Source organism: Stenotrophomonas sp. YJH_SMC_120 (genome assembly GCF_059368675.1).
In genome coordinates this window covers 71582-85377 of record NZ_JCAFRY010000010.1, presented here as the reverse complement: position 1 = coordinate 85377, position 13796 = coordinate 71582, and the positions used below count along the sequence as shown (strand labels likewise).

The 13796-nt window shown below is 66.5% G+C and carries 10 protein-coding genes; 3 read left to right on the top strand and 7 right to left on the bottom strand.

Annotated features, from left to right (window positions below; all coding sequences use genetic code 11):
• Window positions 1-253: 253 nt before the first annotated feature.
• A complete protein-coding gene (locus AC5P60_RS13330) occupies window positions 254-706 on the bottom strand; it encodes a hypothetical protein (RefSeq protein WP_239667835.1) in 453 nt (150 codons plus the stop codon).
• Between the two features lie 174 nt (window positions 707-880).
• Here AC5P60_RS13330 and AC5P60_RS13325 point away from each other — a divergent pair, with 174 nt between their 5' ends.
• The 3 genes from AC5P60_RS13325 (at window position 881) to mtnC (ending at window position 2871) form a co-directional block, all read left to right on the top strand.
• A complete protein-coding gene (locus tag AC5P60_RS13325; RefSeq protein WP_414498156.1) occupies window positions 881-1522 on the top strand; it encodes a methylthioribulose 1-phosphate dehydratase in 642 nt (213 codons plus the stop codon).
• 92 nt (window positions 1523-1614) lie between these two features.
• Window positions 1615-2172 (top strand): 1,2-dihydroxy-3-keto-5-methylthiopentene dioxygenase, encoded by a 558-nt coding sequence (locus AC5P60_RS13320; protein WP_049402829.1) that lies wholly within the window; start codon window positions 1615-1617, stop codon window positions 2170-2172.
• 3 nt (window positions 2173-2175) lie between these two features.
• On the top strand, window positions 2176-2871 hold the full coding sequence (gene mtnC, locus AC5P60_RS13315) for an acireductone synthase (protein ID WP_414498157.1): 696 nt from the start codon (window positions 2176-2178) through the stop codon (window positions 2869-2871).
• 783 nt (window positions 2872-3654) lie between these two features.
• Here mtnC and AC5P60_RS13310 read toward each other — a convergent pair.
• The 6 genes from AC5P60_RS13310 to AC5P60_RS13285 all read right to left on the bottom strand — a co-directional run bounded on the left by AC5P60_RS13310 (window position 3655) and on the right by AC5P60_RS13285 (window position 13576).
• Window positions 3655-6273: a beta-mannosidase gene (locus tag AC5P60_RS13310; protein WP_483692743.1), complete on the bottom strand. Its 2619-nt coding sequence runs from the start codon at window positions 6271-6273 to the stop codon at window positions 3655-3657.
• Between the two features lie 91 nt (window positions 6274-6364).
• Window positions 6365-7591 carry an AGE family epimerase/isomerase gene (locus AC5P60_RS13305; RefSeq protein ID WP_483692744.1) on the bottom strand — a complete coding sequence of 409 codons (1227 nt, stop codon included), beginning with the start codon at window positions 7589-7591 and terminating at the stop codon, window positions 6365-6367.
• The gene (locus AC5P60_RS13300; RefSeq protein WP_049404350.1) at window positions 7588-8583 is read right to left on the bottom strand and encodes a carbohydrate kinase family protein; all 996 of its coding nucleotides are present in this window, start codon (window positions 8581-8583) and stop codon (window positions 7588-7590) included. The genes AC5P60_RS13305 and AC5P60_RS13300 overlap by 4 nt, the downstream gene beginning before the upstream one ends.
• A 7-nt stretch (window positions 8584-8590) precedes the next feature.
• Entirely contained in the window at window positions 8591-9904 is a 1314-nt protein-coding gene (gene fucP, locus AC5P60_RS13295) for an L-fucose:H+ symporter permease (protein ID WP_111172539.1), read from the bottom strand.
• A gap of 60 nt (window positions 9905-9964) precedes the next feature.
• Window positions 9965-11014: a LacI family DNA-binding transcriptional regulator gene (locus tag AC5P60_RS13290; protein ID WP_005413180.1), complete on the bottom strand. Its 1050-nt coding sequence runs from the start codon at window positions 11012-11014 to the stop codon at window positions 9965-9967.
• Between the two features lie 96 nt (window positions 11015-11110).
• A complete protein-coding gene (locus AC5P60_RS13285) occupies window positions 11111-13576 on the bottom strand; it encodes a GH92 family glycosyl hydrolase (protein ID WP_495201756.1) in 2466 nt (821 codons plus the stop codon).
• Window positions 13577-13796 lie beyond the last annotated feature (220 nt).

Below are 13796 nucleotides of genomic sequence, written 5' to 3'. Positions count from 1 at the left end.
ACGGCGCAAGCCCCGCAGCCACGGCCAGTCGCATACACGTAGCCATCTCCATCATCCTTCTCGATTTCCGGTCGCTGCACGCGCTCGTGCTTTCCATTCACGTCGTACGTGTTCTTGTCCTGCTCGCTGCACGTCTCAAGCCTCTACGCCTGAACGATTCGCACGACCACGGCATTCTCCGCTGGCCACTGTTGCCTCGAGTCCGTTGAGCAGCAACCGGTCGAGCCGCTGTCGTCCGCCGCGCCGGCTCCGCCTAGCGGCGATTGAACCAGATGAGCTGCTGCTGCCAGCCGGCACCGGCCATGCAGGCATTGAACTCGCTGCTGCGGTCGGACGCGTTGACGTCCACGATGTAACTCTCCTCTTTCGGCATCGGCACCATGTTGTACTTGCCGTCAATGGCGCAGACTTCATCAAGCCTGCAGGGCACCTTGCGGTCTTCGTAGACAGTGCGCGTGGCCACTTCATTCCTGACCGGCCAATGATCGTCGGCCTGCGCCCTGCAACTCGAATGGGCGGGGCCGAATGACCGCGCACCCGCATCCATCTTCACCCATTCCATCGTGCAGCCACTGCTGGCAAGCATGATGCCAATCGCCCCCATCATCCCCATCGCGCGCGCGATCATCGAAGTACTCCTTTCCTTGGCGCTCGCCGGAATTTCTGCGGCAATCCGATGATGTTTCGCGGCAAGAGGGCTGTCCACGACCGGAATCGCTTCCAGCGGGAGCGCTGCCCTCCCCATTCAGCCAGCGCTGTGCTTGCCTCGATCCAACCCTTGCGCGCCGCCTGCCAGCACACCGCTTCGCGTTGCCCACGCAGCAGGCAGGCGGTCGCCGCGCGGGCCCAGCATCGGGCCGGATCACGTAAAATGCCGTCCATGGACACCACCACCTTCCCCTACGACACCGCCCGCCTGGGCGAACTGGCCCAGCTGCTGATCGACAACGTCCGCGAACTGGCCCAGGCCGGCTGGACCCCGGCCACCAGCAGCAACTTCTCCCACCGCCTTGACGACCGCCACGCCGCGATCACCGTCTCGGGCAAGGACAAGGGCCGCCTGATCGAGGACGACATCATGGTGGTGGACTTCGATGGCAAGGCCGTCGGCCGCCCGCTGCGCCCCTCCGCCGAAACCCTGCTGCACACCCAGCTGTACCGCCGCTTCCCGGAGATCGGCTGCGTGCTGCACACCCATTCGCCGGTGCAGACCATTGCCTCGCGCCTGTACGCGCCGCAGGGTCATGTGCACCTGGAAGGCTACGAACTGCTGAAGGCCTTCGTCGGCAACAGCACCCATGAGATGGCCATCGACGTACCGGTGTTCGCCAACACCCAGGACATGAACGTGCTTTCGAAGCAGGTCGATGACCTGCTCGACCGGCAGAACCTGTGGGGCTACCTGATCGACGGCCACGGCCTGTACGCCTGGGGCCGCGACATGGCCGAGGCGCGCCGTCACCTGGAAGCCTTCGAATTCCTGTTCCACTGCGAGCTGGAACTGCGCAGGCTGCGCGGCTGAACCGGCGCACAGGTGCAGATGCCGATCCGGAATCTGCATCCTGCGCCCACCCTGCTACCCTGTCCTCCCCCCGAGACGTTCAAGCTGCCGCCATGAGCCGACTGCGCATCTACGACGACATCCGCCCCGAATCGCCGCTGCTGGACACCCAGGACGGCGCGGTCATCGCTGCCGAGCTGCAGAAGATCGGCGTCACCTTCGAGCGCTGGCAGGCCACCGCGCCGGTCGCACCGGGCGCCAGCCAGGAGGAAGTGTTCGCCGCGTACCGCGCCGACATCGACCGCCTGGTGGCCGAGCGCGGTTTCAAGAGCGTGGACGTGGCCTCGATCGCCCCGGACAACCCGAACCGCGCCGAGCTTCGGAAAAAGTTCCTCGACGAGCACTTCCACAAGGAAGACGAGGTGCGCTTTTTCGTCGCCGGCTCCGGCCTGTTCACCCTGCACGTGGGTGACAAGGTCTATGAGATCGAGTGCGTGAAGGACGACCTGATCGCCGTGCCCGATGGCACCACCCACTGGTTCGACATGGGCGAGGAACCCAGCTTCGTGGCGATCCGCTTCTTCACCGAGCCGGATGGCTGGGTCGGCCACTTCACCGGCACCGACATCGCGCAGAAGTTCCCCCGTTACGTACCCACCCAGGCATCCTGATCCATGCAGCCCCGCGTCATCCTGACCGACATCGAAGGCACTACCAGCAGCATCTCGTTCGTCAAGAACGTGCTGTTCCCCTATGCCCGCAAGGCCTTGCCGGCGTTCGTCGCCGAACATGGCCAGCAGCCTGAAGTCCGCCGCTGGCTGGACGCGGTGGCTACCGAGATCGGCGGTGCCTGCCAGGACAATCTGGTGGCCGAGACGCTGCAGGGCTGGATCGACCAGGACCGCAAGCACACCGCACTGAAGGCGCTGCAGGGGCTGATCTGGGACGAAGGCTACCGCCGTGGCGACTACACCGCGCACTTCTACCCGGAAGTGGCGCCGGTGCTGAAGGGCTGGCACGCTTCCGGCCTGCCGCTGTACGTGTACTCCTCCGGTTCGGTGCCGGCGCAGAAGCTGTTCTTCGGTTTCAGCGACGCCGGCGACCTCAGCCCGCTGGTGTCGGGCTGGTTCGATACCGAAGTCGGCGGCAAGCGCGAGGCCGACAGCTACCGCCGCATCGTGCAGGCGATCGGCGTGCCGGCCGGCGAGATCCTGTTCCTGTCCGATGTGGTGGAGGAATTGGACGCCGCCCGCGAAGCCGGCCTGCAGACCCGCCTGATCGATCGCCTGGATGATTACCCGATGCCGCGCATCGGCCAGGCCGCCAACGGCCACGAGCGGGTCGAGAACTTCCAGCAGATCCAGCTGTAAAGAAGAGATGTGTGCGGACCAACGGTCCGCACCTGCCCGTCTCCGCTTCTGGTAGATGCCAACCTTGGTTGGCATGTTCGGTGTGTGCCAACCAAGGTTGGCACCTACCAAAACAGGATGTGCCGCCCTCAACGATCGAGGTGTGCGGACCAACGGTCCGCACCTACCCGGCTCCGCTCCTGGTAGATGCCAACCTTGGTTGGCATGTTCGGGGTGTGCCAACCAAGGTTGGCACCTACCAAAACAGGATGTGCCGCCCTCAACGATCGAGGTGTGCGGACCAACGGTCCGCACCTGCCCCGCTCCGCGTCTGGTGGATGCCAGCCTTGGTTGGCATGTTCAGGGTGTGCCAACCAAGGTTGGCACCTACCAAAACAGGATGTTCCGCCCTCAACGATCGAGGTGTGCGGACCAACGGTCCGCACCTGCACGTCTCCGCTTCTGGTAGATGCCAACCTTGGTTGGCATGTTCGGTGTGTGCCAACCAAGGTTGGCACCTACCAAAACAGGATGTGCCGCCCTCAACGATCGAGGTGTGCGGACCGACGGTCCGCACCTGCCCGGCTCCGTGTCTGGTAGATGCCAGCCTTGGGTGGCATGTTCGGTGTGTGCCAACCAAGGTTGGCACCTACCAAAACAGGATGTGCCGCCCTCAACGATCAAGGTGTGCGGGCCACCGGTCCGCACCTGCCCGTCTCCGCGTCTGGTAGATGCCAACCTTGGTTGGCATGTTCGGGGTGTGCCAACGAAGGTTGGCACCTACCAAAACAGGATGTGCCGCCCTCAACGATCGTTGAGGGTCTTCAGCTTCATTGCTTCGCGCAGGGTCGTCAGGTCCACCGGGCCGCGCACCGCAATGTCCCGGGTCTCGCCCGGCAGCAGATCCAGCAGGTTGTCTTCGACCTGCACATCCAGCGCACCGAAATCGATCCACGTCGCGCGCACGTAAGCTGCGCTGTCCAGCCGCAGTCGATAGTGGTCGCCTTCGATGGACAGGGTGGCCTTCAGCTTCTGCCGCGGCAACACCTGATCTTTTGCTTCGACGAATCCGACGATCTGGCGGGCACTGACCGCCCCGTTCTGCAGCAGCTCGAACACGGCCACCGTGCGCTTCGGATCGGCACCGGCCAGCAGCTCGGCATCGCGGAAATCACCGATCGAGGTGACGCCCGCCGCCGTCAACGCCACCGCGTCCTCGCGACGACGCAGCACCTTGCCATCCACATCCATCACCCGTAACCGCCAACGTGCATCTGCGGCAGCGCCATCATTGATCAGGCGCACCCGCGTACTGCCCTCATCACGCAATGCCGCCAGCGTGACCGGCGCGAAGAAGCGCCGCGCGGCGTAGTGCAGCGCCTTCCAGCGACCGAAGTAGTCCACGCTGGACCATGAAGCACCCGGCCAGACGTCGTTGAGCTGCCAGTACAGCGAGCCCATCGTGTACGGCCGCGAGGCGCGATGGTGCAACGCGGCCAGCGCGATGCCATCGGCCTGCATCACCTGACTGAGGTAGACGAAGTCCTCGAAGTCCTTCGGCGTGCCGTAGCCCAGTTCGATGTAGTGCAGCAGGCGGCTGTTGCCCTCGCCGGCCATGAATTTCTGGTGCGCGCGGATCACCGGGCTGTCGATGCGCTGCTCGGCGCGGGTGGCGATCTGGTCCACGGTGGCCACCGACGGCCATGCCTGCAGGCCGTACTCGGACATGAAGCGCGGCGTCTCGCGCAGGTAAGCCTGCACCGGCAGCGCCGGATTGCCCCAGACCTGCCAGTAGTGCTTGTCGCCACGCGTTGAATCGTTGGCCTTCTCGTCAAGGTCGTTGCTCGGTGAGCTGGACCAGTACGGCACGCCCAGCCCCTCCTCGCCCACTACCTGGCGCAGATCGTTGCCGAACAGGTCGACGTAGCCCTGCCAGACCTTCGCCGCAAATGCCGGGTTGGCCGCCTTCAGGTCGCGGCCGTGGCCCCAGTCCTTCCAGGCGGTTTCTTCCTCGTTGTTGCCACACCACAGCACGATGCTGGGGTGATGGCGCAGACGGCGCACGTTGTCGCGTGCTTCGGCCACCACGTTGGCACGAAACGCCGGATCGTAGCCCGGCTGCATGCCGCCGCCGAACATGAAGTCCTGCCAGACCAGCAGGCCCAGCTCGTCGGCGATGTCGAAGAACGCATCGTCCTCATAGTAGCCGCCACCCCAGTTGCGCAGCATGTTCATGTTGGCGTCGCGTGCGGCGGTCAGCACCTGGCGCAGGCGCGCGGCGTCGACCCGTGCGGGGAAGGCATCGAACGGAATGACGTTGGCGCCCTTTGCGAAGATCTCTACGCCGTTGATGACGAAAGCGAAGCCCTGCCCGCCCTTGCCGTCTTGCTCGCGGCGCAGTTCAACCGTGCGCAGGCCGATGCGCTGCTCGCGCACCAGCGCTGCATCGGCGCCACCGTCCAGGCGGGCCTGCACGGTGTAGCGGTCCTGTGCACCGTGGCCGACCGGCCACCAGCGCTGCGGCTTGACCAGTTCGACCGGCACTTCGACGGCGTTCTGGCCGGGCTTCAGCAGCACCCTGCGCTGCACCTGGGCCACGATGCGACCCTGCGGATCGCGCACATCGACATGGACCACCGCAGAACCGGCCGCCGCGCCCTGCTCTATCTCCAGCAGCACGGCCAGCTTCGCCTGCTCCGCGCTCAATGCATCGGTACGCACGGCAAGATCGGTCAGGCGGTGCGCATCCCAGGCCTGCAGGTCGACCCAGCGCCACACGCCGGCGGTGACATAGCGCGGGCCCCAGTCCCAGCCAAAGTGATAGGCCGGCTTGCGCGCGAAGTTGCCGACCATCGCGTCCTTGGGCTCATCGCCATAGGGCGAAGGATAGTTGCCGGCGATCTTGTGCGGCATCGCCTGCACACCCGGCAACAGCGTGCGGATCGGTGAGCGGAACACGATCTGCAGTTCATTGCCGCTCGCGCGCAGGCGCCCTTCCACGCGCGCACGCCAGGTGCGGTGCGCATTGTCCGCGCGCAGCAGCGGCCTGCCGTTGAGGCTGACTTCGGCATAGGTATCGAGCCCATCGAAGCGCAGCTCGGCATTGGGCTTGGCCAATGTCGCCGCATCCACGTCGAAGCGGGCGCGGTACTCCCAGGCAGCCAGGCCGATCCATTGCAGCTCGGCCTCAGGCGCACCGACGTACGGATCGCGGATCAGCCCGTGGGCGAGCAGGTCGGTGTGCACGCTGCCCGGCACCTTCGCCGCACGCCACTGCTGCAGGCCCGGGTGGGCTGCACCCTGCGCATCACCGGGCAGCATGCGGAATTCCCATCGCGCCTGCAGCGGGGCTGAAGTTGCCGGGAAGGCGGAGACTGCGATCAGCAGCAGGAGCAGACGGACAACCAGGGAAAGACGATGCACGCGGAGCTCCTGTTCTTCCGCCGGGCGTGGCCCGGCGCTACCGATTCCGGATTGCCAGGCATGGCCTGGCATTACTGCATTCAAACGATCTTCAGCGCACCACGTTCAACACTTCGTAGCACGCGCCCATGGTGTGGTAATCCACCTTGCCGGCCGGACTCTTCTCGTCGCTGTACTTGCGGTTGTCGGCATCGAGAATGCGGAACCATGCACCGTACTGGTGGTCGACGAAGTGCTCCCACGAGTAGGCCCAGATGCGTTCATACCACTGCCAGTAGCGGTCATCGCCGGTGCGCTTGGCCATCAGTGCGGCGGTGGCCAGCGTTTCGGCCTGCACCCAGAAATACTTGTCGTCGTCGCAGACGAAGCTGTCGCCACCGATCGGCGCACCGTCCATGCCTGGCTGCCGGCGCGATTCCGGTGCGAAGCCGTAGTACAGGCCGCCCCGGGCGTCGTCCCAGCTGCGCGCCACGGCCACGTCGAACAGATGCTGCGCGGTCGGCACCAGCCAGTCGGCCTGCACGTTGCGATCGAGGATCAGCAACAGTTTGGCCCACTCGGTCTGATGGCCGGGCTGGAAGCCCCACGGGCGGAACAGGTGCTTGGGGTCGTCCAGGTTGTAGTCCCAGTCGATCTCCCAGTTCTCATCGTAGTGCTCCCAGACCAGCCCGCCGGCCTTGGCCGCCTGGCGGCGGGTCATGTTGTCGGCCAGCTGCAGCGCACGCTGGACATAGCGCTGCTCACCACTGGCCTCGAACGCCGCCAGCATCGCCTCGCACATGTGCATGTTGGCGTTCTGGCCACGGTAGCCGGTGAAGTTCCACTGCCCATCGGCTTCGTCCTTGTAGAGGCCGTGCTGGGGCTCCCAGAAGCGCGCTTCCAGCAGCTGCCAGGTCTCGTCCATCCATGCGCGGGCCTGTTCGAGACCGGCCTTCAGTGCGCAGCTGTAGGCCAACAGCACGAACGCCACGCCGTAGCAGTGGTTCATGTCGTCCTCGACCTTGCCGTCGCGCAGGGTCCAGGCGTAACCGCCGGTGGCCGGGTTGCGGTGCACCTCGCGCAGGTAGCGCACGCCGTGCTCGACCGCCTCACGGTACTCGGCGTTGCCGAATTTGCGGTAGGCCATCGCGTAGTTGAAGACGAAACGCGTGCTGCTCACCAGATGGCGATGGTTGGCGTCGTAGATGCTGCCGTCGTCACGGAAGTAGTGGAAGAAGCCACCGTTCGGATCGATGCAGCGCGGATGGTAGAACGCCATCGTATCGGCGATGTGCGCGCGCAGGAACGCGGGTGAACGGAAGTCGGGGGAGGTGCTCATGCGGTAATGTCCTGGGCCTGCAGCAGCTGCTGCACTTCATCGAGCGAGGGCATCGCGGCGAACGCGCCCTTGCGGGTAACAGCCAGCGCGCCGACCGCGGCGCCGAAGCGCAGCGTGGCGGTGATCGCCTCCGGGTCCTGGCAGAAGGCGGCAAAACCGGTACCGGCGCCGCCGCGCTCCAGCAGCCCAACCAGCACGCCACCGACGAAAGCATCGCCAGCCGCCGTGGTGTCGACGGTGGCCACGCGGAAGCTGGTGACCGTGCCGTGGTTGTCGCGCGTGTACCAGTGCAGCGTGGCCGCACCGTCGGTGACGATCACCCAGCGCGCCTGCGCGGCCAGCAGGCGCCTCAGCACCATTGCCTCACCATCGGCGCCCAGCGGCGCGGCCAGGTAGTCCAGCTCCTCGCGCGACAGCTTCACCAGGTCGGCGCGTTCCAGCGCCTGCCACAGGCGCGGCGTCGGGTCCTCGTTCGCCGGCCACAGCGCGGGACGCAGGTTCAGATCGAGGCTGACCACCGCGCCGGCCGCACGTGCACGGTCCATGCCTGCGAAGGTCGCCCCGGCGATGGCCGGCTCGGTCAGGCTGTTGGAGCAGACGTGGAAGCACTGCGCGCTATCGAGGCAGGCGGCCTGGAAATCGCTGTCACGGAACAGCAGGTCTGCCGCCGGCGGGCGGTAGAAGCTGAAGCTGCGCTCGCCACTGGCGTCGAGGGCGACGAAGGCCAGCGCGGTCTTCGCCGCATCGGTACGCACGATGTAATCCGTGCCCACGCCGTGCTCGACCAGGCTGTCGGCCAGGAAGTCACCGAACATGTCACGGCCGAGCATGCCGACGAACTGGGTCTTCGCGCCCAGCCGCGCAGCGGCCACGGCAACGTTGGCCGGCGCCCCGCCGGCGTACTGCAGGAACGCCCGCGGCGTATCGGCCGAGGCCGGCGGCTGCGCTAGTAGATCGATCAAAATTTCGCCGAAGCAAACGATGGAACCCATTCCGGACTCAGCCTCCCTGCGTTGCGGAAGCCGGCGTGCGTGCGCCGACCAGTCCGTAGAAAATGATGTAGCCGTAGCACAGCAGCGGCAGGATGAAGCTGGCTTGCACACCGATGTGGTCGGCCAGCACGCCCTGCAGGTACGGCACCACCGCACCGCCGACGATGGCCATGATCAGCAGGCTGGAACCCTTGTTGGTCAGCGGGCCCAGGCGCTCGATGCTCAGCGCGAAGATGGTCGGGAACATGATCGAGTTGAACAGGCCGATCACCACCACCGAGTACAGCGCGATGTTGCCGGAGGTCAGCATGGTCGTGACCAGCAGCCCCACGTTGACCAGCGCGAAGATCGCCAGCAGGCGGCTGGGCGAGAAGCGCGCCAGCAGCGCCGAGCCGGCGAAGCGGCCGATCATCGCCATCGTCCAGTAGGCCGACACGTAATGCGTGGCTTCCTGCTCGCTGAAGCCGCCGATGTTGGGCATCGACAGGTAGTTGACCAGGAAGCTGCCGATCGAAACTTCGGCACCGACGTAGAAGAAGATGCCCAGCACACCCAGCAGCAGGTGGCGCTTGCGCAGCGCATCCAGGTAGCTGTGGTGGTGGCCCTGGTCGGCCTGCTCGGTGGCATCGCTCAGTGCCGGCAGGCGGAACAGGTATACGAACAGCGCCAGCAGCACCAGCCCGACGGCCAGCCCCACGTACGGGCCCTGCACGGCCTGCGCCTCGGCGGCACGGTAGGCCAGCTGTTCGGCGGCCGGCAGTGCCGCGATGTCATCGGCACTCTTCACCGTGTTGGACAGGATCAGCATGCCGCCGAAGATCGGGGCGATGGCCGTGCCCAGCGAGTTCAGTGCCTGCGCCAAGGTCAGGCGACTGGAGCTGGTCTGCTCCGGGCCCAGCAGCGCGACGTAGGGGTTCGCAGCAACCTGCAGCACGGTGATGCCGGTGGCCAGAACGAACAACGCACCGAGGAAGGCGCCATACACGCGCAGCTCGGCCGCCGGCCAGAAGCCCAGTGCGCCGATACCGGCGATCACCAGGCCGGCCACGATGCCCTTCTTGTAGCCCAGCGCCGCCACCAGCCGACCTGCCGGCAGCGACATCAGGAAATAGGTACCGAAGAACGTGAACTGCACCAGCATCGCCTTGGCGTAGTTCAGCTCGAACACCGCCTTCAGGTGCGGGATCAGGATGTCATTGAGGCAGGTCAGGAAGCCCCACATGAAGAAGATCGTGGTGACCACGGCCAGCGCCTTGCCGTTGGTGACGGCAGGTGCGTTGCCCGAAGATCCCGTTGGACGGGGCGTTGCGGAGATCGGCATGCGGTACGCGCCTCGATGCGCGGAAGGTCGTTGTTGCGTGGAAGGGGTGTACGGAAGAAGTCAGTTCGGTCGTGCGGCACTGCTTTCGCGGATGCGCAACTGCACCGGCGCGACCGTGCGCCGTGGCGGCGCGTCCGGTTCGTCCAGTCGTTGCAGCAGCAGCGCCGCAGCTTGCCGGCCCCGCTCGCGCGGATCGGCGGTGAGCGTGGTCAACGGCGGCACCGCCACCGCGGCCTCGGAAATATCGTCGAAGCCGGTAACGGCAAAGTCACCTCCCGGACGGATGCCCCGTGAATTCAAGCCCAGCATCAGGCCCAGCGCGACGGTGTCGTTGTAGCAGACCGCCGCACTCGGCCGATGGCCATCGGCAAACAGCTCATCGGTGCGCGCAGCGGCTTCCAGCCGGTTCGGCGCCGACTCGATCATCCAGCCCGGCGGCAGCGACAGACCGGCCTCGGCCAGCGCCTGCTGGAAACCGGCACGGCGCTGGTGGCACGAGCTCGATGCAGCGTGGCCGCCGAAGAAGGCGATCTGGCGATGGCCGCGCTCGATCAGGTGGCGCGTGGCCAGATAGGCGCCGTGCTGGTTGTCCAGGGTCAGGAAGTCCCAGTCGGCCCCTTCCAGTTCGCGGTTGAACAGCAGCACGTTGGCATTGGCACCCAGTGCCTGTCGCAACTGCACGGTATCGCTGCCCTCGGCCGGCGACAGGATCAGGCCGGCCGGGGTGTGCTCCATCAACGTGGACAGCACCGCCTGCTGGCGCTCCGGCGATTCGCCAGTACTGCCGAGCAGGGTCACGTAGCCGCGTCCGCCCAGCGCCTCGTCCACGCCGGACGCGAATTCGGCGAAGAACGGGTTGGAAAGATCGTTGATCACCAGCGCGATGCTCGACGAGGTACGTCGGCGCAGGTTGGCGGCAGCGCGGTTGTAGACATAGCGCTGCCGGCGCAGCTCGGCCTCGACCTTGGCACGGGTATCGACGTTGACCAGCGGGCTGCCGCGCAACACCAGCGACACGGTCGCGCGTGACACGCCGATGGCACGCGCAATGTCGGTCACCGTCACTGCCTTGCCGGCGCGCTTGCTGGGACTGCTGCCGTTGTCGTTCATCGTCTTCCCGGACTCCGCTGGAGGCTCAAGCCTAATGGATCAGGGCCGTGTCGTGCCGTGCCGTTCGCTGGGTCACCGCGAACGGCACAGTCCGGCTCAGCGCAGCTGGCTGCCCGGTGCCGCGCACCAGGACACCGGCAGGTCCTTCACCGCCGTACCCCAGCCCTGCTCCGGCGCCTTCGCGTCAAGCGCGAACTGCAGGCGCGGGCCCTGCTGCAGCTGGTTCCAGTCCAGCCAGACCGGCGCATGCGCCTGGCCATCGACCTGCACGCCCTGAACGTACTGCAGGCGGCGACCATCGGCACCCGGCGCGTCGATGCGCAGCGTCCGGCCATTGCCCATGTCCAGTTCCACCTTGCTGAAGCGCGGGGTGTGCAGCAGGAACTGGCCGCTGCCCGGCACCGCCGGGTACACGCCGATGGCGCTGAACAGGTACCAGGCCGACATCGTGCCGAGGTCATCGTTGCCGGTCACGCCGTTGGGCGCATTGGTGAACAACTGCTGCGCGGCGCGCACCACGGCCGCGGTCTTCCACGGCTGGCCGATCAGCGTGTACAGCCACGGCGAGTGCAGGTCCGGCTCGTTGTTGGGGTTGTAGCGGAACTGGTTGTAGTAGCTGTACGGTCCGACCACCCACTCCTTGCGGGCGGCGTTGAGCGGGTCCGCCTGCAGCGCGTCCATCGCGAAGAAGGCATCGAGGCGGCGGCCGGCCTGTTCGCGGCCCTGCATCGCTTCGATCAGCCCCGGCACGTCCTGCTGCGCCAGCCACTGGTACTGCCACGCCGTGCCTTCATGGAAACCGTGGTGCGAACGCGGGCTGTAGTGGCCATCGGCCGGGGTGCACCACTGGCCATCCTCGGTGCGCGGGCGCGGGAAACCGGTGAAGCCGGTCTCGGCGTCGCGCACCTGCGGGTCCCACACCTTGCGCCAGTTGCGGCCGCGCTCACGCAGCGTCGCCGCGTCCTGCGCATGGCCGAGGCCATCGGCCATCTGCGAAAGCGCACAGTCGGCCACTGCGTATTCCAAGGTAGCCGAACCGCCGTGGTGCGGATCGACGTCCATGCCCTTGGACGGGAACGCGCGGTCGTAGACCACGTAGCCCTTGTCCAGGTACGTCGGGTTGCCGGAGCGGCCAGCCATGCGCGAGTTCAGCGGCGGCGTGCCGAAGGCATTGCGGCGCAGCGCATCCCAGGCCTGCGATTCACGGCCCTTGAGCGCACCGAAGCGCCACAGGTCGACCATGAACGGGGTGACCGGATCGCCGGTCATGATGTTGGTCTCGAAGTTGGCATAGCCCCAGCGCGGCAGCCAGCCGCCCTGCTCGTCGATCGCCAGCAGGGTACGGCCGATGTCGCGCGCCACGTCCGGGCGGGTCAGTGCCAGCCACTGGTTCTGCGCGCGGTAGGTATCCCACAGCGAGAAGTACTCGTAGTAGGTCCAGCCATCGGCACGGTGGATGCCATCGTCATAGCCGCGGTAGCGGCCGTCGGCGTCGTTGCCGGTCATCGGCTGCAGCAGCGCGTGGTAGACCGCGCTGTAGAACACAGCGCGGTCATCGGCGGTGCCGCCCTGCACGCGCACCCGGCCCAGCTGCTCGCGCCACGACTGCTGGGACAGCGCGCGCATCCGGTCGAAACCGAGCAGCGCCCCGCCCTGCATGCCCTCCGCGCGCAGATTGATGCGCGCGCCTTCGGCATCCACATGTGAGATCGCGCTGACCGCCGTTACCGACTGGCCCTTGGCCAGGTCGAAGCTGAGCCAGGCACCGTTCGGCTTCTGTTCGCCTTCCATGCTGTGGCGCGCGCCCGGCAGGCCGCCGCCCTCGCCCCAGGTGCCATGCGCCTTGAACGGGCGGTCGAACTCGATGCGGAACCAGGTGGTGTACTGATGGCCGCCGCAGAAACTCTTGGTCACCAGCTTGCCCTCGACCACGCGGTCGCCGACCACATCGACCACGCTGCCGATCACCGAATGGCGCTCATTGGCCTGGCCGACATTGACCAGCACGTGGCCCTCGCCCTGGCGCTGGCTGAAGGTATAGCGCTCGGCCGCGGCACGTGTACGCGCGGTGGCCTCGGCGTCGATGCCGCCGTAGCTGGTCAGGCGCACCTTGTAATAGCCGGCCTGGCCGATCTCGCCGTCATGCGTGTACGAAGCGGCATAGGTCTTGTGGTTGAAGTTCTTGGCGTCAGCAGTATCGAAATCGCCGCCCGGACCGATGCTGCCGGTGACCGGCAGGATCGACACCTGCCCGCCCTGCTCCCAGCAACCGGCGCCGGAGATGAAGGAGTGACCGAAACCGCGGATCTTCTCGTCGTCGTAGCGCCAGCCCGAATAGTGGCTGCCGATCGGGCTGACCTGGATCAGGCCGAACGGTGCCGATGCGCCGGGGAAGGTATTGCCGTCGTCCTTGCTGCCGATGAAGGTGTTGACCTCGCGCTCCAGCGCCGCCGGTGCGGCCTGCAGCAGCATCGGCATGGTCGAAAGCGCCAGCAGACAGGCCAGGCGCGCCAGCGGGCGGGAGGACAATGGGACGGCGGGAGCGGACGGCACTGGGCGCATGTCGGGTTCCTGTAGTCGATGACGCGGAGGCAGACGGCCGGGATCGTTCGGCACCGTTCCGCTGAGACCCGCCGTGACCGGCAGAGAGCTCCCCCTGGAATGACGCCCGACCCACCAGACCGTGAATTTAGATCGATTCAAGTAGAGCATGCAGGTTCAGCCGAATGCATTCTGCGGCGCAGCATGAGAGCGGGTGTTCGGCAGGGCTGCGCCCTGCACC